This is a genomic window from Nocardia sp. NPDC058640 (genome assembly GCF_042716995.1).
Classification (GTDB): domain Bacteria; phylum Actinomycetota; class Actinomycetes; order Mycobacteriales; family Mycobacteriaceae; genus Nocardia.
Genome location: NZ_JBHXRG010000008.1, coordinates 25,170 through 43,751 on the forward strand (window position 1 = coordinate 25,170; position 18,582 = coordinate 43,751).

Annotated in this window: 20 protein-coding genes; 15 read left to right on the plus strand and 5 right to left on the minus strand. The window is 66.7% G+C overall.

Annotated features, from left to right (window positions below):
* Positions 1-3: 3 nt before the first annotated feature.
* Both ACFWU5_RS12885 and ACFWU5_RS12890 read right to left on the minus strand, forming a co-directional pair.
* Positions 4-504 (minus strand): SRPBCC domain-containing protein, encoded by a 501-nt coding sequence (locus tag ACFWU5_RS12885; protein WP_379267271.1) that lies wholly within the window; start codon positions 502-504, stop codon positions 4-6.
* A gap of 153 nt (positions 505-657) precedes the next feature.
* Entirely contained in the window at positions 658-957 is a 300-nt protein-coding gene (locus ACFWU5_RS12890) for a hypothetical protein (RefSeq protein WP_379242307.1), read from the minus strand.
* A 65-nt stretch (positions 958-1,022) separates the two neighbouring features.
* On the opposite strand from ACFWU5_RS12890, the gene ACFWU5_RS12895 reads away from it, so the two are divergent.
* From ACFWU5_RS12895 to ACFWU5_RS12915, 5 genes are all read left to right on the plus strand, one after another.
* Entirely contained in the window at positions 1,023-1,469 is a 447-nt protein-coding gene (locus ACFWU5_RS12895; RefSeq protein ID WP_379267272.1) for an acyl-CoA thioesterase, read from the plus strand.
* Positions 1,470-1,549: 80 nt separating this feature from the next.
* Positions 1,550-2,119, plus strand: a complete 570-nt coding sequence (gene ruvC / locus ACFWU5_RS12900; RefSeq protein WP_379267357.1) for a crossover junction endodeoxyribonuclease RuvC — start codon at positions 1,550-1,552, stop codon at positions 2,117-2,119.
* Positions 2,116-2,715, plus strand: a complete 600-nt coding sequence (gene ruvA, locus ACFWU5_RS12905) for a Holliday junction branch migration protein RuvA (protein ID WP_379267273.1) — start codon at positions 2,116-2,118, stop codon at positions 2,713-2,715. The genes ruvC and ruvA overlap by 4 nt, the downstream gene beginning before the upstream one ends.
* A 3-nt stretch (positions 2,716-2,718) precedes the next feature.
* The gene (gene ruvB / locus ACFWU5_RS12910) at positions 2,719-3,807 is read left to right on the plus strand and encodes a Holliday junction branch migration DNA helicase RuvB (protein ID WP_379242304.1); all 1,089 of its coding nucleotides are present in this window, start codon (positions 2,719-2,721) and stop codon (positions 3,805-3,807) included.
* 54 nt (positions 3,808-3,861) lie between these two features.
* The gene (locus ACFWU5_RS12915; RefSeq protein WP_379267274.1) at positions 3,862-4,374 is read left to right on the plus strand and encodes a GtrA family protein; all 513 of its coding nucleotides are present in this window, start codon (positions 3,862-3,864) and stop codon (positions 4,372-4,374) included.
* A 6-nt stretch (positions 4,375-4,380) separates the two neighbouring features.
* Here ACFWU5_RS12915 and ACFWU5_RS12920 read toward each other — a convergent pair whose 3' ends face one another.
* Together ACFWU5_RS12920 and ACFWU5_RS12925 are read right to left on the minus strand one after the other, a co-directional pair.
* Positions 4,381-4,956, minus strand: coding sequence for a DivIVA domain-containing protein (locus ACFWU5_RS12920; protein WP_379242302.1), 576 nt, complete (start codon positions 4,954-4,956; stop codon positions 4,381-4,383).
* A gap of 36 nt (positions 4,957-4,992) precedes the next feature.
* Positions 4,993-5,622 (minus strand): TetR/AcrR family transcriptional regulator, encoded by a 630-nt coding sequence (locus ACFWU5_RS12925; RefSeq protein ID WP_379267275.1) that lies wholly within the window; start codon positions 5,620-5,622, stop codon positions 4,993-4,995.
* Positions 5,623-5,690: 68 nt separating this feature from the next.
* Here ACFWU5_RS12925 and ACFWU5_RS12930 point away from each other — a divergent pair, with 68 nt between their 5' ends.
* The 6 genes from ACFWU5_RS12930 to ACFWU5_RS12955 all read left to right on the plus strand — a co-directional run bounded on the left by ACFWU5_RS12930 (position 5,691) and on the right by ACFWU5_RS12955 (position 12,949).
* Positions 5,691-7,181, plus strand: a complete 1,491-nt coding sequence (locus ACFWU5_RS12930) for a flavin-containing monooxygenase (protein ID WP_379267277.1) — start codon at positions 5,691-5,693, stop codon at positions 7,179-7,181.
* Positions 7,182-7,289: 108 nt separating this feature from the next.
* The gene (yajC, locus tag ACFWU5_RS12935; RefSeq protein WP_379267278.1) at positions 7,290-7,649 is read left to right on the plus strand and encodes a preprotein translocase subunit YajC; all 360 of its coding nucleotides are present in this window, start codon (positions 7,290-7,292) and stop codon (positions 7,647-7,649) included.
* Between the two features lie 99 nt (positions 7,650-7,748).
* Positions 7,749-9,452 (plus strand): protein translocase subunit SecD, encoded by a 1,704-nt coding sequence (secD, locus tag ACFWU5_RS12940; RefSeq protein ID WP_379267279.1) that lies wholly within the window; start codon positions 7,749-7,751, stop codon positions 9,450-9,452.
* Positions 9,449-10,621 (plus strand): protein translocase subunit SecF, encoded by a 1,173-nt coding sequence (gene secF / locus ACFWU5_RS12945; protein WP_379267280.1) that lies wholly within the window; start codon positions 9,449-9,451, stop codon positions 10,619-10,621. The genes secD and secF overlap by 4 nt, the downstream gene beginning before the upstream one ends.
* Positions 10,622-10,643: 22 nt before the next feature.
* Entirely contained in the window at positions 10,644-12,356 is a 1,713-nt protein-coding gene (locus tag ACFWU5_RS12950) for an ABC transporter substrate-binding protein (RefSeq protein WP_379267282.1), read from the plus strand.
* Positions 12,357-12,376: 20 nt separating this feature from the next.
* Positions 12,377-12,949 carry an adenine phosphoribosyltransferase gene (locus tag ACFWU5_RS12955; protein ID WP_379267283.1) on the plus strand — a complete coding sequence of 191 codons (573 nt, stop codon included), beginning with the start codon at positions 12,377-12,379 and terminating at the stop codon, positions 12,947-12,949.
* A gap of 1 nt (position 12,950) precedes the next feature.
* On the opposite strand, the gene ACFWU5_RS12960 is transcribed toward ACFWU5_RS12955, so the two are convergent.
* Positions 12,951-13,565 (minus strand): GNAT family N-acetyltransferase, encoded by a 615-nt coding sequence (locus ACFWU5_RS12960; protein WP_379267284.1) that lies wholly within the window; start codon positions 13,563-13,565, stop codon positions 12,951-12,953.
* A gap of 234 nt (positions 13,566-13,799) precedes the next feature.
* On the opposite strand from ACFWU5_RS12960, the gene ACFWU5_RS12965 reads away from it, so the two are divergent.
* From ACFWU5_RS12965 to ACFWU5_RS12980, 4 genes are all read left to right on the plus strand, one after another.
* Positions 13,800-15,377 carry an ABC-F family ATP-binding cassette domain-containing protein gene (locus tag ACFWU5_RS12965; protein WP_379267285.1) on the plus strand — a complete coding sequence of 526 codons (1,578 nt, stop codon included), beginning with the start codon at positions 13,800-13,802 and terminating at the stop codon, positions 15,375-15,377.
* A gap of 130 nt (positions 15,378-15,507) precedes the next feature.
* A complete protein-coding gene (locus tag ACFWU5_RS12970; RefSeq protein ID WP_379267286.1) occupies positions 15,508-16,455 on the plus strand; it encodes a hypothetical protein in 948 nt (315 codons plus the stop codon).
* Between the two features lie 19 nt (positions 16,456-16,474).
* Positions 16,475-17,731 carry an adenylosuccinate synthetase gene (locus tag ACFWU5_RS12975; RefSeq protein WP_379267287.1) on the plus strand — a complete coding sequence of 419 codons (1,257 nt, stop codon included), beginning with the start codon at positions 16,475-16,477 and terminating at the stop codon, positions 17,729-17,731.
* 132 nt (positions 17,732-17,863) lie between these two features.
* A complete protein-coding gene (locus ACFWU5_RS12980; RefSeq protein ID WP_379242290.1) occupies positions 17,864-18,511 on the plus strand; it encodes an NUDIX hydrolase in 648 nt (215 codons plus the stop codon).
* The last annotated feature ends 71 nt before the right edge of the window (positions 18,512-18,582 follow it).

The window sequence follows — 18,582 nt, forward strand, 5'->3', positions numbered from 1 at the left end:
ATTTCAGGACGCGCGCTGCTCGTAATAGCCCGACATCGCCGGGTAGTAATCGGCGAAATCCGGCAGCTCGGTGTGCGTGCACGCGGCCACGAACATATCCGCGTAATACTCCCACCCCGGCCCGACCTGCGGAATCTCCGCCAACTGGTACTCCGAGGTCAGGTGATGGACCAGCCGCAACTCCGTCGCCGCACCGACATCGAGCAAACTCACCTCGAGCCGCCACAGCCCGATCTGATCCGCCGAGGAAATCCCCAGATGCAGCGGCGGCAGACAGTCATCGATGCGCATATCCGTCCACGGCTGCCCCTCCTCGAACCGCATCTGCACCCGAATGAGATTCCCGGCCCCCGCCTGCCCCTCCCACGTCCCATACCACCCCACGGTCAGATGCGGATCGGTCAACCGAGCCCACACCTCCTCGATCGGCAACCCCAACGCCCGCGTGATCACCAGATCCCGCCCCTCCGGCGTCACCACGATCTCCCCGGTAGGTATGGCCATCTGCGCTTCTCCCTCACCTCGAACCGCCCCAACCTGACCCCTCGACCGTACCCGCGCTCGAGGTATTCACCGCCGCGGTGGGGGAGGCATAGGTCGTGTTGTTCGGGGGCAGGTAAGGAGGGCGCACAGCTCGCTGCCCGCGACGCGTTGTCCTCAGAAGTGTCTGTGTGCGGTCTCGGGAAGTTCGCCTGATGGGCCGATCTTGCGCAGGATCGCGACAGCGATCTGCCAGAGGCGGTCGGGGTCGATGCTCGCGGCATTGCCGGTCTGCTGTCCGTCTGCCCCGAGGACGAGGTCACCGATCGGGTGACCGTCCGGTGAAGCCTGCCGCACTGTTTTGCTCGCAGCATCGACCAGCACGTGGCCTTCCTCCTTGGAGTCGGTGCCGAAGTCGGACTCCCAGCGGTAGACCGCGGAGCCCGGCCGGCGCCAAATGCCGATTGAGTAAGCCACCGTTTCCCTTTCTCAGCTGTTACTAGACAGCGGAACGTGTCGTACCCCGGTGTCACACTGGCGGCATGACGGAAACCAGTGTGCCGTTTCGGGTTCGGATTGCGATTCGGGTGTCTGATCTCGATGCGCAGTTGCATGTGACGGGGGCTGCCTATCAGCAGTTCGCGGATCATGCGCGGTTCGCGTGTGTGGGGGCGGCGGGGGTTTCGGTGCAGGAGTTGGTGGGGGCGGGGTTCGGGCCGGTGAATCTCGAGTTGAACGTGCGGTATCTGCGGGAGCTTCGCATCGATGACACGGTGGAGGTCGACTGTCGGTGGGAGTGGGGGCAGGGGAAGACCTATCGGGTGGAGCACACGTTGACCAGGGGAGACGGGGAGGTCGCTGCGACGGTGTCGTATGTGGCGGGGATGTTGGATCTGCGGTCTCGCAAGCTGGTCGAGGATCCGGCGGGTGTCTGGGCGAAATACGCCAGTGATCCGACACTGCTCGGGTTGCCGGCGCGGCCGGGGTGAGGGCCGTGTCGGTGGTCGGTGAGATGCGGGGGATGCTCTAGACTTTCGAACAACTGTTCGTGTCTTCGAAGGGGTGTTCGGTGCGGGTGATGGGCGTCGATCCGGGGCTCACGCGGTGCGGGCTGAGCATGGTGGACAGTGGGCCGGGGCGCAAGGTGGTGGCCTTGGATGTGGGGGTGGTGCGGACGCCGCCCGAGGCCGAGTTGGCTTTGCGGTTGATGGCGGTGGCTGATGCGGCCGAGGAGTGGATGGACATCCATAAGCCTGAAGCCGTGGCGATCGAGCGGGTTTTCGCGCAGCACAATGTGAGCACGGCGATGGGGACCGCGCAGGCCGGTGGGGTGATCGCGTTGGCGGCGGCGCGGCGGGGGATTCGGGTGGCGTTTCATACGCCCAGTGAGGTGAAAGCGGCGGTCACCGGAAACGGTTCGGCCGATAAAGCGCAGGTCACCGCGATGGTGACGCGGATTCTCGGGTTGCAGGTGGCGCCCAAACCCGCCGATGCCGCCGACGCGCTCGCGCTGGCGATCTGTCATTGTTGGCGGGCGCCGCTGATGGACCGGATGGCCGCGGCGCAGGCACAGGCGGAACAGATCCGTCGCCGCTACGAACAGAAGCTCGCCGAACAACGGAAGGTGGTGCGGCCGTGATCGCGTCGGTACGCGGAGAGGTACTCGAGATCGCGCTCGATCACGTGGTGATCGAGGCCGCCGGCGTCGGGTATCGGCTCAACGCCACCCCGGCCACGCTGGCCGGACTCACCCGCGGCGAGCAGACACGCCTGTTCACCGCGATGATCGTGCGCGAGGACTCGATGACCCTGTTCGGGTTCGCCGACACCGAAGCGCGCGAACTGTTCGGCCTGCTGCAGACCGTGTCCGGGGTCGGCCCGCGCCTGGCGATGGCGGTGCTGGCCGTGCTCGAACCCGAAGCCCTGCGAAAAGCTCTGGCGGAGAGCAATGTCGCCGCACTGACCCGCGTCCCCGGCATCGGCAAACGCGGTGCCGAACGCATGGTCGTGGAACTGCGCGACAAGGTGAACCAAGTGCCAGTGCCCGCCGGTCCACCTGGCGCGCAGACCGCGAGTACCCCTGTGCGAGAACAGGTTTCCGAAGCGCTGGTGGGCCTCGGCTTCCCCGCGAAACAGGCCGAACAGGCCGTGGACACCGTGCTCGCCGAACAACCCACCGCCACCACCTCGGCCGCCCTGCGCGCGGCCCTGAGCCTGCTCGGCAAGAACAGGTAGACCGTGGACTCCGATTTCGACACCTTCGACGACGAATCCGACCTCACCGCACGTTTACTCAGCACCGACGGTGAAGTCGAAACCGGCCTGCGCCCCACCTCGCTGGACACCTTCATCGGCCAGCCCCGCGTGCGCGAACAGCTGGCACTGGTCCTGCGCGGCGCCCGCCAACGCGGTGCCACCCCCGACCACGTGCTGCTGTCGGGCCCGCCCGGCCTGGGTAAAACGAGCATGGCGATGATCATCGCCGGCGAACTGGGCACCGCCCTGCGCATCACCTCGGGCCCGGCACTGGAACGCGCGGGCGACCTCGCCGCGATGCTGTCCAACCTGGTCGAAGGCGACGTGCTGTTCATCGACGAGATCCACCGCATGGCCCGCCCCGCCGAGGAAATGCTGTACCTGGCCATGGAGGACTTCCGCGTCGACGTGGTGGTCGGCAAGGGCCCGGGCGCCACTTCGATACCCCTGGACATCGCCCCGTTCACCCTGGTCGGCGCCACCACCCGATCGGGCGCGCTCACCGGCCCACTGCGTGACCGTTTCGGCTTCACCGGCCACATGGACTTCTACGACCCCGCCGAACTGCTGCAGATCCTCACCCGCTCCGCGCGGATCCTGGGCGTGCAGATCGACCCCGACGCCGCCGCCGAAGTAGCCGGGCGCTCCCGCGGCACCCCCCGCATCGCCAACCGACTGCTGCGCCGGGTGCGCGACTACGCCGAGGTCAGAGCAGACGGCATGATCACCCACCCCATCGCGATGGCGGCGCTCGAGGTCTACGACGTCGACGAACTGGGCCTGGACCGTCTCGACCGGGCCGTGCTCGGTGCGCTGGTGCGCGGATTCGGCGGCGGACCGGTGGGTGTGTCGACCCTGGCCGTGGCCGTCGGCGAGGAAGCGGCCACCGTGGAAGAGGTGTGCGAACCGTTCCTGGTCCGCGCCGGACTGGTCGCCCGCACACCCCGCGGCCGGGTCGCGACCGCGGGCGCCTGGGAGCATCTGGGCCTGGTCCCGCCCCCGGATCTGGTCATCGGGGCCATCGAAGTGCGGGGTCGCGAACCGCAACCCAGCATCGACCGCCTCGACTGAGGCGCGGCCGCGCCCGACAGGCACCGCACCGCAACGTCGTCTACTGTCGATTCAGTGGCAGTCCTCGAGATGGTGCAGCGGCTTCCTGAGCCGTTGCGTTCCCTGCTTCTCAAGCATCGGGAACTTCTGAAATTCGCCGTCGTCGGCGGTATCACCTGGTTCATCGACACCGGGGTCGTGTACGCGGTGAAACTGACCGTGCTCGGCGACAAGCCCCTGACCGCGCGCCTGCTGGGCGCGCTGATCGCGACCATCGCCTCCTACATCCTCAACCGCGAGTGGTCGTTCCGCGCGCGCGGTGGCAGGCAGCGCAGTCACGAAGCGGCACTGTTCTTCACCGTCAGCGCACTGGGCATCGCGGTCACCATGATCCCGCAGGCGATCTCGCTGTACGCGCTGAATCTGCGTGTGCCACACGTGGATCCGACGGTGCAGATGGCCGCGAACTTCATCTCAGGGCAGATTCTGGGCGTGCTGCTGGCGATGGCATTCCGCTTCTGGGCCTTCCGGCGCTACGTCTTCCCTGACGACCTACGCGAAGCGGAAATGCACAGCATCCAGGGGTAGGCAGGCTCAGCGTCGCTCGGCGTTCTCCAGGGCGGTGATCACGAGGTCGATGAAGGCGTCGACCTCGTCGCGGGAGTACCCGCGGGTGCCGAGGCGCGTGTCGGTGAACCGCACGCTGCGCACATCCGACGTGGTCAGACTGCCGGGCCCGTTGTGCGCCAGGGTCGCCGCGACCAGGTCGAGGAACGCGTCGACCTCTTCCTCGTGGTACCCGCGCCTGCCCACCGCGGACTGGGTGAACCGCATCCGGTGCACATCATCGGGGGTCAGCATCTGCGCGACATCGTCACCCGAGCGCGCCGCCGGGACGGGGGAGCCGCCCTTCTGCCGGTGCTCGAGTTCGGTGCGCACCCGGTCGAGGAAGTCGTCGACCTGGTCGGCCTGGTACCCGCGCCCACCGAAACGTGGGGCGCCGAAGTGCACGTGACGGATGTCGTCGGCGGTGAGCCCACCCTGTCCGTCCAGGGTCGCCGACACCTTCTCCATGAAGGCGTCGACCTCGTCTGCGTGGTAGCCGCGATGCCCCAGATTCGGCATGGCGAAGTGGGTGCGGCTCACATCGTCGGGCGTCACAGCGGTCATTATTTCAGGATTGCCCTTCTATCCCACGGCTTTTCGTTATCGGACAGTGGCCGCGACACCGTCGATGAACAGCCGCCGCACGGCGTGACTGTACACCGCCATCGCCGCGGGATCGGGGGTACGCATCCCCGTGACGACCCCGGCCACGATCATGCCCAGCGCTGCCTTGGCGGTGCTGGCGGTGTCGACGTCGGCGCGCAGATAACCCACGCGCACACCATGTTCGAGGTAGCGGGCCATCAGGATCTCGGTGGCGTCGAGCAGGCCGTAGATGCGGTCGGTGAGTTCGTCGTCGATGCCGGTGGCGTGGAACAGCAGCAGCTGCGCGGTGCGCGGATCGTCGAGCAGGACCCGGTTCAATGAGTCGCTGATCCGGTCGATCAGGGCGGCGTATTCGTCGAGGGTGGCGGCACTCTCGGGCTCCATGCCCTGGTCCAGCGAACCGAACACGCGCCCGCTCACCTCGTCGATGACATGGTCGATGATGTCGCGTTTGTTCGCGAAGTAGCGGTAGAAAGTGCCGTGGCCGATGCCCAGACGTGTGGCGATGTCGGCGATTCCGGTGGCGTGATAACCCTTTTCGGCGAAGCAGTCGAACGCGGTATCGATGATCTCCCTGCGCAATTCGGCCTTGCGCTGCTCGATTCGCGAGGGTGGCTTCGTCACATTGACGATGTTACAGTCGCCGTAAGCAGAATGACATGTCATTCTGACGCTGATTGTGGAGGTTCGACGTGGCACCTCAGCTCGACGCTGTCGTGGTCGGGGCGGGTTTCGGCGGCATCGGTGCCGCTATCGAACTCGACCGGCTCGGCTTGCGTGATTTCGTCATTCTGGAGCGCGAAAGCGACCTGGGCGGGACCTGGCATGTGAACAGGTATCCCGGCCTGGCGGTCGACATCGCCTCGGTGACATATTCGTATTCCTTCGAACCCAATCCCCGGTGGTCCCGACTGTTCGCGCCCGGCGCGGAACTGAAGGAATACGCCGAGCACGTGGCCGACAAGTACGGTCTGCGCGCGCGGATGCGGTTCGACACCGTCGTGGACGGCGCGCGCTGGGACGACGACGACCAGCAGTGGGAGGTGTCGATAGCGGGCGGCGAAACGCTGACCGCGCGCTACCTGCTCACCGCGACCGGCTTCCTGTCCCAGCCGTATACTCCGCCGTTCCCCGGCATCGAGTCGTTCGCGGGCAAGATCATCCACACCACCGACTGGGACGCCGACTACGACCTGACCGGTCGCAAGGCCGCCATCATCGGCACCGGCGCCACCGCGGTGCAGTTGGTGCCCGAGGTCGCAACACAGGTCGACGAGCTGACGGTGTTCCAGCGCACCCCGATCTGGGTGGTGCCCAAAGTCGACGCACCGATCCCCGACGTGGTCCAGAAGATGTTCGCCACGGTTCCGCTGACCCAGAAGGCCGCGCGACTGGCCAACACCGCGATGCTCGAGGCGCTGATGGTCGTCGGGGTGCTGCATTACAAGCAGGCCAAACCGCTCAACACCGCCGCCGCGCTGCTGGCCAAGGCGCACCTGTTCGCGCAGGTGCGCGACCGGGAGACCAGGGACAAGCTCACGCCGCATTACGACTTCGGCTGCAAGCGACCCACGTTCTCCAACACGTACTTCGCCACGTTCAACCAACCGCACGTCCACTTGGAAACGAACTCGATCGACCACCTCGAACCCGACGGCATCGTCACCGCCGACGGCCACAAAACCGAGATCGACACCCTGCTGCTGGCCACCGGCTTCAACCTGTGGGACGTGAACTTCCCGGCCATCGAGATCGTCGGCCGTGACGGCGTGAATCTGGGAAAGTTTTGGCGCGACAACCGCTTTCAGGCCTACGAGGGCATCACCGTGCCGCACTTCCCCAACTTCATCAGCCTCAACAGTCCCTACTCCTACAGCGGGCTGTCGTACTTCACCACCATCGAAGCCCAGATGAAGCACATGGGCCGGTTGTTCACCGAACTGTTCCGACGCGGCGAGCACACTTTCGAGGTCACCGAAGACGCCAATGCGCAGTTCCTCGACCGGATGACCGAGAAGCTGGGCTCGTCGGTGTTCTACGGCGGCGACTGCGCCACCTCGCGCAGTTATTACTTCAACCAACACGGTGAAGCGGCCCTGCTGCGCCCCACCAGCACCGCCTCCGCACACCGCGAAGCCGTGTCGTTCCCGCTCGACGATTACACCTACGGCCGGGCCGAATGAGACCCGATTCACGCGCGCGTCGGTGGTCGGTGTGTCGCCGCGACGGGGAACTGGCAGACTGTGGGACGTACTTGCACGTCCACCACTGACTAGGGACTGACTTCGACGATGGACTTCCTCTTTCCGCTGCTGATCCTGGCCCTGCTCGTGCCGATGTTCTTCGGTATCCGCAAACAGAAGCGGGAGGCCGAGAAGGTCTCGACCCTGCAGGACAGCCTGAAGGTCGGTGACCGGGTGATCACCACCTCGGGTCTGTACGGCACCATCGTCGACACCGACGAGACCACCGTCGACCTGGAGATCGCCGAAGAGGTGGTGACCACCTGGCTGCGTCAGGCGATCCGCGAGGTGCGCGTCGACGAGACCACCGCCGACGAGACCACCGTCGACGGTGCGCACGAAGCCATCGACGCCCCCGTCGTCGAGGAAGCCGTGGAGCAGACCGAGACCCGGCTGACCAAGGACTGACCAGTCCCTTTTCCCGCCCGGGCGCGCTCTTGCGTTCCGGGCCGGGCACCGTTGTGCCCACCGATCCAGCCTCGACTTCCGCCTAGGAGATGACCTGCTGTGCCACCTTCCTCCCAAGGATCGGCGCATCCGTTCCGGTTGCTCGGTGTATACGCCGCGCTGCTGGCCGTGATCTACGCGCTGGTGTTCTTCACCGGTGACCATTCCCCGTCGGCCAAGCTCGGCATCGACCTGCAGGGCGGTACCCGCGTCACGTTGACCGCGCGTACCCCCGACGGCAACAAGCCGAGCCAGGAGAGCCTGAAGAAGGCGCAGGAGATCATCGAGGCCCGTGTCAACGGTCTCGGCGTCTCCGGCTCCGAAGTGGTCATCGACGGTGACAATCTGGTCATCACGGTGCCCGGCGACGACAGCCAGCAGGCACGCGCGCTGGCCACCACCGCCAAGCTCTACATCCGCCCGGTGCTGTTCGCGACCCAGCCGCAGGCAGGCGGGGCAACTCCGCCCGCGCAGCCGGGTGGCACCGCACCCCCGGCTACCGACGCGCCGGTACCCGCGCCGGGTGAATCGACTCAGCCCACCCCGGGCGAGGCGACCCCGCCCGCGGACGCTCCGGTCACCCCGGCGCCGCAGTCGCGCGTGTTCCCCGCGCAGGCACCGCCAACGCCTACTCCGGCTCCCGGTGATCTGACCTTCCAGCAGCAGCAGGCCAAGGAGATCGCCGACGCCAAGGCGCTGCGTCAGAGCACCGACCAGCAGGTCCAGCAGATCGCTGTGACAGCCATGGACTGCACCAAGCCCGACCCGCTGGCCGGTAACGACGACCCGGCCCTGCCGCTGGTCACCTGCTCGCAGGACGGCACCGAGGTATTTTTGCTCGGTCCCAGCCGCATCGACGGCCAGGAGATCTCCGATGCGAAGTACCAGTTGGAATCGGCCAAGCACGCGGTGAATATCTCGTTCAAGTCGGCCGGTGGTGAGATCTGGGGTCAGCTCACCACGGAGTACCTGAACAAGCGAGTCGCCTTCGTACTGGATTCGAGCGTGGTCAGCGCGCCGCAGGTGCTGTCGGGTGGGCAGTACACCGGATCCACCCAGATCACGGGTCAGTTCACCCCCGACAGCGCGAAGGAGTTGGCCAACACCCTCAAGTACGGTTCGCTGCCGCTGTCGTTCCAGACCTCCGAAGCCGAGACTGTCTCGGCGACGCTGGGCCTGTCCTCGCTGAAGGCGGGCCTGCTCGCCGGTGCCATCGGCCTGATCGCGGTGCTCATGTACTGCCTGCTGGTGTACCGGATGCTGGGCCTGCTGGCCGGGTTCTCGCTGATCGCGGCCGGTGTCGCGGTCTACGGCATCATCGTGCTGCTGGGCCGCTGGATCGGGTTCACCCTCGACCTGGCCGGTATCGCCGGTCTGATCATCGGTATCGGTCTGACCGCGGACTCGTTCGTGGTGTTCTTCGAACGCATCAAGGACGAGATGCGCGAGGGCCGCAGCTTCCGCTCGGCCGTGCCGCGCGGTTGGGCCCGCGCCCAGCGCACCAACCTGTCGGGTAAGACCGTCAGCTTGATCGCCTCGGTCGTGCTGTACCTGCTCGCCGCCGGTCAGGTGAAGGGCTTCGCCTTCACCCTCGGTATCACCACCGTCCTCGACGTGATCGTGCTCTACCTGGTCACCGCCCCGCTGATGATGCTCGCCGCGCGTTCGCCGTTCTGGGCGAAACCGTCGGTGAACGGTCTCGGTTCGGTCCAGCAGATCGCCAGGGAACGCGGCCATGCCCGGCCGAAGGAGATGTCACGATGAGCAACGACCAGCCCACCGAGGAATCGGTGAACTTGGACAAGGACGAGCCGACGCAGGGCCCGAAGCACGGGTTCTTCGAACGTCTCTACACCGGCACCGGTGGCTTCCCCATCGTCAGCAGGCGCAAGTTCTTCTACACGATGTCGGCGGTGCTGCTGCTGATCTCGCTGCTGAGCATCGCGGTGCGCGGCTTCACCCTCGGGATCGACTTCGAGGGCGGCTCGCGTATCCAGATCCCGGCCGCGGACAACGTCAGCACCCAGCAGGTGGAAGACGTCTACGCGCAGACGCTGGGCCACGGACCCGTCGCGGTGCAGAAGGTCGGCTCCGGCGCCTCGGCCACCATTCAGGTGCGTTCGGAAACCCTGGACCTGAACCAGACCGAACAGGTCCAGTCGGCGCTGTTCGACAAGTTCCAGCCCAAGGACTCGTCGGGTCAGGTCACCCGCAACGCCATCAGCATCGCCGAGATCAGCGAGACCTGGGGCGGGCAGATCACCAAGAAGGCGCTGATCGCGCTGGCGGTGTTCGTGCTGTTGACCATGGTCTACATCGCCATCCGCTTCGAACGAGACATGTCGATCGCGGCGATCGTGTCGCTGTTCTTCAACCTGTTCGTGACCGCGGGTATCTACTCGCTGGTCGGGTTCGAGGTGACACCCGCGGCGGTGATCGGCCTGCTCACGATTCTGGGTTACGTGCTGTACGACAACGTGGTGGTCTTCGACAAGGTCGAGGAGAACACCCGCGGCGTGCTGCACCTGAACAAACGCACCTACGCCGAACAGGCCAACCTGGCCGCCAACCAGACGTTGATGCGCTCGATCAGCACCACGATCATCGGTATCCTGCCGATCATCGGCATGCTGGTGATCGCGGTCTGGCTGCTGGGTGTGGGCACCCTGAAGGACCTCGCGCTGGTGCAGCTGGTGGGCATGATCGTGGGCGCGTACTCCTCGATCTTCCTCGCCGTTCCGGTGCTGGTGTCGATCAAGGAACGCTGGGGTCCGGTGGCCGCGCACACCAAGAAGGTCCTGGCCAAGCGTGCCGGGGTCGGTGAGCCCGCTCGGGTTCCGGTGGGTGCGGGTGCGCGTTCGCGTCCGACCGGTTCGGGCGCACCGCGACCGGGCTCGCGGCCGACAGGAAAGCGTCAACAGCGAAGGCACTGACACACGAGCAGGGGATCTCATCATGCGACGCAGCACGATTCGATTGATCACCGTGCTGGCCACCGCGGCGGTCACCACCTCCGTGGTGGCCGGCTGCTCGACCAAGAACCAGGTGCCCTCCATCGGGTACGCGGTCGACGCGGCGGTGGCCAGCTACAACGGCGCGAGCACACTGGGCGCCGGTAGCGGCACCGCGGCGGTGTTCGGTCGCGTGCTGACCGGGTTCTTCTACACCGGACCCGACGGTCAGCAGGTGGCCGACACCGACTTCGGCACGGCCAAGGAAGTGCCGGGCGAAGCCCAGACGGTGCAGTACCGGCTCAACCCGGATGGGGTGTACTCCGACGGGGTGAAGACCTCCTGCGACGATCTGGTGCTGGCCTGGTCGGCCCGCTCGGGCAAGTTCACCCGTCCTGGTGAGCGTGGCCCGGTGCCGTTGTTCGACGCGGCGAGCACCACGGGCTACGACGAGATCGAGCGGATCGACTGCCAGCCCGGGTCGCGCGACGCCACGGTGGTGTTCCGGCCGGGCAAGCACTACCTGCCGTGGCGCACGCTGTTCAGCGCGACCGAGGTGATGCCCGCGCACGTGGTGGCGCAGGCGGTCGGCGTGCCGAATGTGGTGGGCGCCTTGCAATCCGGCGACGAAGCGGTGATCAGCCGGATCGCCGATTTCTGGAACAGCGGCTGGACCATCGGGTCCGGTGCGCTGGACCTGACCAAGTTCCCGTCGTCGGGGCCGTACCGGATCGAATCCTTCGGTGCCAAGGACGGTTTGGTGCTGGTGGCCAATGAGAAGTGGTGGGGTGACGCGCCCGAGACCAAGCGGATCGTGGTGTGGCCCAAGGGAACCGACTTCGCCGCCAAGGCGAAGGAGAACGCCCTGGGCGTCGTGGATCTGGGGGCCGGGTCGGTCGCGGATCTGAAGCTGGACGGGTTCGACGAGCAGACCGTGGCCAGTCGCGGTGCCGAGCAGCTCGTGCTCGCCACCGGCGGGGTGTTCTCGCGGGTGGAGGTTCGCCGGGCGTTCGCGCAGTGTGTGCCACGGCAGGCGCTGTTCGACACCCTCGGTAAGGCGGGCGAACCGCCGACGCACGGGCTCGGTGCCGGTGTGTTGAATTCGCGTGTGGTGCAGCAGGATTCGCTGTACTACCCGGCAGTGGTCGGTGGTGCGGACCGGTACCTCGGTGCCGACATCCCCGCGGCTACCGCGACTTTGGCTTCGTCGGGAACGGCGCAGCCGACCGTGCGGATCGGGTACCAGGGGCCGGATGCGCGCCGTGCGCAGACGGTCGCCATGATCGCCGACTCCTGCCGTGGGGCGGGGATCACCGTGGTCGACGCGGGTGCGCCCGACTTCACGCCGGGCAAGTTGCGCGAGGGTGCGGTCGACGCGGTGCTCGGTGGCACCGGCGCGGTGCCGGGGCCCGCGGGGTCCAGTGCCGGTGTGCCCGCGGTGTCGGCGTTGCGGGCCGGTAGCGGACTCGATTTCGGTGGCTTCGCCAACGGTCGCTACGATGCGATCACCGATCAGCTGGCGGGCGAGACCAACTCGACCACGACGCTGAACCTGCTGACCGAAGCCGAAAACCTGCTGTGGGCGCAACTTCCGAGCATTCCGTTGTTCGCGACACCGCGCGTCATCGCCTTCGGCACCGGCATGGAGAACGGGATCGCCGGGCCGACACAGGCCGGTACCGGCTGGAATATGGATCGCTGGGTGTTGCAGCGATGACAGGTGAGGGAAGAGAGTCGATGAGCAAGCACGCGGTGGCCGAATCCGGTGACCAGGCCGATGAGCGCACCGCTGTAGCGGCCGAGGCGGTCGAGCGGCTGACTCGCTGGCACGACGACTTCCCCACGCCGGGAGTGCGTTTCGCCGATCTCACCCCGGTCTTCGCCGACGCGGTCGGGTTCCGCGCGGTCATCGACTGCTTCGCCGCCATCGCTCCCGACGCCGACCTGGTCGCCGGTGTCGACGCGCGCGGGTTCCTGCTCGGCGCCGGTGTGGCCGCGACGCTGGGCACCGGCGTGCTGGCCATCCGCAAGGGCGGCAAGCTGCCGCCGCCGGTGGTGTCGCGCGAGTACAACCTCGAATACGGTTCCGCCGCACTGGAAATCCCGGCCAACGGGGTCGAGCTCGAGGGCAAGCGAATCCTGCTGCTCGACGACGTCCTCGCCACCGGTGGCACCTTGGCCGCCGCGGCGGCACTGTTCACCGAGGTCGGTGCCGTGGTGGTCGCGGCCGCGGTGGTCATGGAGCTCGAGTTCCTGAAGGGGCGCGAGCACCAGGGTGACTACCCGGTGACCTCGATCGTCAAGCTCTGACTCAGCGCGCCGCCCGCCACATCGGCCACAATTTCGGGCCGCCGTCGGGAAGTTGCAGTTCGCCGGTCACGGTGAAGCCGAAGCGTTCGTAGTACGGGACGTTGACCGGGTTGCTGGATTCCAGGTAGGCGGCGGCGTGTTCGGCATCCACGCGGTCGAGTCGACTGTGCAGCAGGGCGTGCGCGAAGCCGCGGCCGCGCACGTCGGGCGCGGTGCCCAGCATCGCCAGGTACCAGTGCGGTTCGGTGGGATGGTTCTTCTTCAGCAGGTCACCGACCTGTTTGCCGGCCAGGGCGCGTCGGCCGAACGCGCGCCAGATACCGGGCAGGGTGCGCAGTTCGGTCAGCGGCGACGGGTCGGGATGGTTCGGCGGGGTCCACAGTGCCGCGCCGCCGACGGTGCCGTCGCCGCGCAACGCCAGGTCCGAGGCGTGCGCGGGGAAGAACAGGTGCCGTGCCATCGTGGCGAAAAACCTCGGCAGGCCCGCCGCTCGACGGTCCGGGTCGGACAGGATCCAGCTCATCACGGGGTCGTGCTGGAACGCTTCCGCCAGCGTCGCAGCGGCCGCATCGATGTCGTTTCCAGCGGCTTCGCGCACCACGATCGTGTTCGACATCGCACTCCTTCGATCATGGTGCGCCCGGTTCGCGGCGCCTCGCGTCCAGGCTAGCGGTTCCATGACGGGGCTCACATGACCGAAAAAGGGGTGGCGCGTCGGGGCGGATCGGTGTTATCAATAGAGAGTCTTGTTCCCGGCGATCGGAGTTACTGCGTTGATTTCTTGAGGTAGCGCTTTCGGACGGTCCGCATTCCGCGCACCGTGTCTCCGTCGCACCTCCAGGGGATCCGCATGACCTCTCTTTCCTTTTCCGATCTCACTTTTCACTGGCCGGATGGCACGCCCGTATTCGACGGGCTCGATGCTGTTGTCGGGCCCGGTCAGATCGGCCTCGTCGGCGCCAACGGTGCCGGAAAATCCACGTTGCTGCGGCTGGTCGCCGGTGAGTTGACGCCGGTGCGCGGGTCGATCAGTGTGCCCGGCGATATCGGGTACCTGCGTCAGGATCTGGGTATGCGCGCTGGTCAGCGCGTCGACGCGCTGCTCGGGATCGCCGAGCTACGGGCCGCGTTGCACCGCATCGAGAACGGCACCGGCGAACCGGCCGACTTCGACACCGTCGGCGTGCACTGGCAGGTCGAAGACGAGGCGATCGCCCTGCTCGGCAAGCTCGGACTCGACTACGTCGCCGGGTCCGTCGCCGACCTCGACCGAACACTCGACACCCTGTCGGGCGGCGAAACCGTGCTGCTCGGCCTGGTCGCGGAACTGCTGCGCGAACCCGACGTGCTGCTGCTGGACGAGCCGACCAACAACCTCGACACGGTGGCACGTCGACGGCTCTACGACGTGATCCGCCAGTTTCCCGGCACCGTGCTCGTGGTCAGCCACGACCGGGAACTGCTCGACCGCATGGACGGGATCGCCGAACTGCGCGCAGGCGAGATCCGGCTGTTCGGCGGCAACTACAGCGAATACGAACGCATCATCGATGCCGAACAGGAGGCAGCACAGGCAGCAGTACGCGACGCACGCAGCGACGTGCGCAAACAGGCACGCGAGCTGGAAGCGACCCGGATCAAACTGGACCGTCGAAAGCGCTACGGGCAGAAGATGTTCGACACCAAACGCGAGCCGAAGATCGTGATGAACATGCGCAAACGCACCGCCGAGGTGTCGGCGGGCAAACTGCGCAACTCGCACATCGACAAACTCGACACCGCCCGCGAAACACTGGACCACGCCGAGGAATTGGTGCGCGCGGACCGCGAGATCCGGGTCGACCTCCCGGGCACCCGCCTGTACCCCGGACAGGACGTCATCGCACTGGACCAGGTGCGCCTGGCCAACGGTCCGGTGGTGGACCTGCGCGTGAGCGGCCCCGAACGCATCGCGCTCACCGGCCGCAACGGGTCAGGAAAAACGACCCTGCTGCGTCGAATCGTCGCCGAACAACCGAAGGTGGCCTGGCGACTGCTCCCGCAACGCCTGGACGTATTCGATGAAACCCGAACAGTTTTCGACAATGTCGCCGACGCCGCACCCCACGCGTCAGCCGAACAGATCCGAGGTCAACTGGCCCGCTTCCTCTTCCGAGGCACCGACGCCGACATCACCGCCGCAGCCCTGTCCGGCGGCGAACGCCTCCGAGCAGCCCTGGCCACGCTGCTGCTGGCCGACCCCGCCCCGAAACTGTTGATGCTCGACGAACCCACCAACAACCTCGACCTGCCCAGCCTGGCCCACCTCACCCAGGCCCTGGCCAACTTCGAAGGAGCCCTGATCGTCGTCAGCCACGACGACCACTTCCTCGAAGACATCGGCGTCACCCGCAGGCTCGAACTCACCCCTGAAGGACTGGTCGAGTAGGGCGGCTCGCGTGCGTCGAAGGAGGCGGGTCCCCCTCGAGCAAACGCGGACGAGTTCACCGGTGGCCCTTGACGATCGTTGTTTTAGTTGAATAGACTAAAACACGATCGAGCGAGAGGGAGTGGTTCGCATGGGGTATGGGAACTGGGATGACACCGCCTATCGGGCGGGCAAGACGTATCGGGCGCGGCACGGGGTGGACGACTTCGGGTACACGGCCGAGATGCGCGCGAAGTCGTATGACGACTGGTGTGCGCATCCGCTGCTGGATCCGTTCGGGGTCGGGAAGCGGGAGTGCCGGGATTCGGCCGAGCACGGGAACTCGCTGCCGGTGGCGGTGCTGTTCGACGTCACCGGGTCGATGGGGCGGGTGCCGCGGATCATGCAGGACAAGCTCGGCAAACTGCACGGGCTGTTGAAGAACAAGGGATACGCGCAGGATCCGCAGGTGCTGTTCGGGGCGATCGGTGACGCCGATTCCGACCGGGTGCCGTTGCAGGTGGGGCAGTTCGAGTCCGACAACCGGATGGATGAACAGCTGCGGGCGATCCTGCTGGAAGGCGGTGGTGGCGGGCAGAAGTCCGAAAGTTATGAGCTGGCCGCGTATTTCATGGCCGAGCATGTTGTGACGGATGCGTGGGACAAGCGCGGGAAGAAGGGGTATCTGTTCCTGATCGGCGACGAGTTGAACAAGCCTCGGCTGGCTGCCCGGCATGTTCGCGCGGTGATCGGTGATCATGTGCGGCGCGATGTGTCGGTCGAGTCGATCTATCGCGAACTCGAACAGCGGTGGCACGTGTACTACATCCTGCCTGACCAGTCCTCGTATTACAGGGATCCGGAGATTGCCGAGCACTGGCGGGAGTTGCTCGGGCAGAACTTCCTGAAGCTCGAGGATCCCGGTGCGGTGTGTGAATTGATCGCGCTGACAATCGGATTGGGGGAGGACCGGGTCGATCTCGATACCGGGCTGGCGGATCTGCGGGATGTCGGGTCGGGGGACGAGGCCGACGCGGTCGGTCGGGCGCTGGGGTCGAAGCCGGGGCGGACCATTCGAGCACTGCCACCGGGTCGCTGAAAGAGCAAGGGGCACTGTGATGTTCGGAGCGGATCATCTGATCGTGGTAGATCTGGGGTTCGGCGACGCGGGCAAGGGTGCCACGGCCGACTGGTTGTGCTCGCCCGAAGCCGACCTCGGGGTGACGGCGGTCGTGCGGTTCAACGGCGGTGCGCAGGCCGCGCACAACGTCGTGGTGCACGGTCGCCACCACACCTTCGCACAGTTCGGGTCGGGGACTTTCGCCGGTGTGCCGACGCTGTTGTCGCAGCACATGCTGGTCGAACCAATCGCGCTGGCTGCCGAATCCGAACAGCTTGCGGCACTGGGTGTTCCGGATCCACTCGGCCTGCTCGCCGTCGACGGGCGTGCCCTGCTCACCACCCCGATCCACATTGCCGCGAACCGTGCACGCGAGGACGCGAGGGGTTCCTCGCGGCACGGTTCCTGCGGGCGTGGGATCGGCGAAACAGCGTGGTATGCACTGGAACACGACGCACCCAGGGTGTCCGACTGTCGGGCTCCAGCTGTACTGCGCGCGAAGCTGGACAGGCTCGCCGCGCACTACGACAGTCTGATCGGCCCCAGCTCGCACGGGTACGAATCGATCGATGCCATGGTCGCGATGTGCCGCGATTTCGCGCGAGCCGTCCGCATTACCGGCGCGGATGAGCTCGCTCGCTGCGCGCAAAGTGGCCGTTTGGTGTTTGAGGGTGCGCAAGGCGTGCTGCTCGACGAGTGGCGGGGTCTACACCCGCACACCACCTGGTCGACGGTCGAGCCACGCAACGCCCGCGCCATGATCAACGAAATCGGCGGGACCGCAACCGTCTTGGGCGTCACCCGCACCTACATGACTCGCCACGGCGCGGGCCCCCTGCCCACCGAGGCGCCGCTGCGAATCCCGGAACCGCACAACGAGACCGGGCACTATCAGGGCGATTTCCGCCAGGGTCACCTCGATCCGATCCTGTTGCGCTACGCCATCGACGTGTGCGGCGGTATCGACGGTCTGGTAGTCAACCACCTCGACATCCCCGGAACACTGTGTGCCGCACAGGCATACGACACCCCGGCGGGAAGGATCGCCGAGCTCGCTCCGGGGCGATGGCGTGACCTCGACCATCAGCAACGGCTCACCGACCAACTCTTCACCGCGACACCGATTCTCACCTCGATCGACGACGACCCGGCAACCTGGCTGGCGCAGCGGTTACAAGTCCCGGTGGTGCTGACCGGCCACGGCCCGGCCCGCCACGACCGCAAGCCAGGCCCGGCCTGGATGGAGCCCGACTGAACCGCCAGGACGTGGCCTCCCCACGAAGCCTCGACTCAGGGAACAATCCAGGCATCCGTACCGTGAAGCGCGGTCGCGGCCGGCAACGCGCAACGCAGTAGGTCGAGCGCTCGAGGCAGGATGAGGTGACGTGTGGAGCAATCCGTTGTGTCGATCGATGTGGTGACCCTGCGATGCTGGGACACCGACAGCAGCGTGCGCATCGGCATCGCCCCCCGCCAATTCGAGCCGTTCACCGGCGAACTAGCGCTGCCCGGCGTACTGCTCGGCCGCGGCGAACGCCTCGCCGACGCCGCCCGCCGCGCGGTCCATACCAAACTCGGCGTCCCCACCGAGGCGATCGGCGCGGTCGGCCAACTCGTCACCTTCGACGAACCCCACCGCGACCCCCGCGGCCCGACCCTGGCCATCGCCATGTGGGCAGTCGTCGCCGAACACGACGGCCCCGCCGAATGGGTGGACTTCGACACCGTCCCACCCCTGGCCTTCGACCACAACCTCATCGTCGACACCAGCCGAGCCCTACTGGCCGCCCTGCTCTGGAAAGACACAACCCTCACCCGAGCCCTCACCGGCACCGAGTTCCCCGCCACCCGCGCCGTCGACCTGAGCACCTCCCTACACGGCACCCGCCCCGACCCCGCCAACCTCAACCGCACCCTGGCCGCGATCCCCGGCTTGGACCGCACCGGCGAACGGCGTCGTGTGAAGGCGACGGGAAGACCTGCGGTCGTGTGGGCGTTCGACGCAGACGGAGGCTCAAATGGCTTCGACGATTAAGGTCTTTGGGTATCCGGATATGAAGCGGAACTCTCCGCCGCGTCGGTGATCACCGCTGCAACGCGGGTAGT

Excerpts from the sequence above, each read along its gene's own strand:
- ACFWU5_RS12885 (WP_379267271.1), bottom strand. The coding sequence starts at position 504 with ATGGCCATACCTACCGGGGAGATCGTGGTGACGCCGGAGGGGCGGGAT.
- ACFWU5_RS12895 (WP_379267272.1), top strand. The coding sequence starts at position 1,023 with ATGACGGAAACCAGTGTGCCGTTTCGGGTTCGGATTGCGATTCGGGTG.
- ACFWU5_RS12920 (WP_379242302.1), bottom strand. The coding sequence starts at position 4,956 with ATGACCGCTGTGACGCCCGACGATGTGAGCCGCACCCACTTCGCCATG.
- yajC (WP_379267278.1), top strand. The coding sequence starts at position 7,290 with ATGGACTTCCTCTTTCCGCTGCTGATCCTGGCCCTGCTCGTGCCGATG.
- secF (WP_379267280.1), top strand. The coding sequence starts at position 9,449 with ATGAGCAACGACCAGCCCACCGAGGAATCGGTGAACTTGGACAAGGAC.
- ACFWU5_RS12950 (WP_379267282.1), top strand. The coding sequence starts at position 10,644 with ATGCGACGCAGCACGATTCGATTGATCACCGTGCTGGCCACCGCGGCG.
- ACFWU5_RS12955 (WP_379267283.1), top strand. The coding sequence starts at position 12,377 with ATGAGCAAGCACGCGGTGGCCGAATCCGGTGACCAGGCCGATGAGCGC.
- ACFWU5_RS12960 (WP_379267284.1), bottom strand. The coding sequence starts at position 13,565 with ATGTCGAACACGATCGTGGTGCGCGAAGCCGCTGGAAACGACATCGAT.
- ACFWU5_RS12965 (WP_379267285.1), top strand. The coding sequence starts at position 13,800 with ATGACCTCTCTTTCCTTTTCCGATCTCACTTTTCACTGGCCGGATGGC.
- ACFWU5_RS12970 (WP_379267286.1), top strand. The coding sequence starts at position 15,508 with ATGGGGTATGGGAACTGGGATGACACCGCCTATCGGGCGGGCAAGACG.
- ACFWU5_RS12975 (WP_379267287.1), top strand. The coding sequence starts at position 16,475 with ATGTTCGGAGCGGATCATCTGATCGTGGTAGATCTGGGGTTCGGCGAC.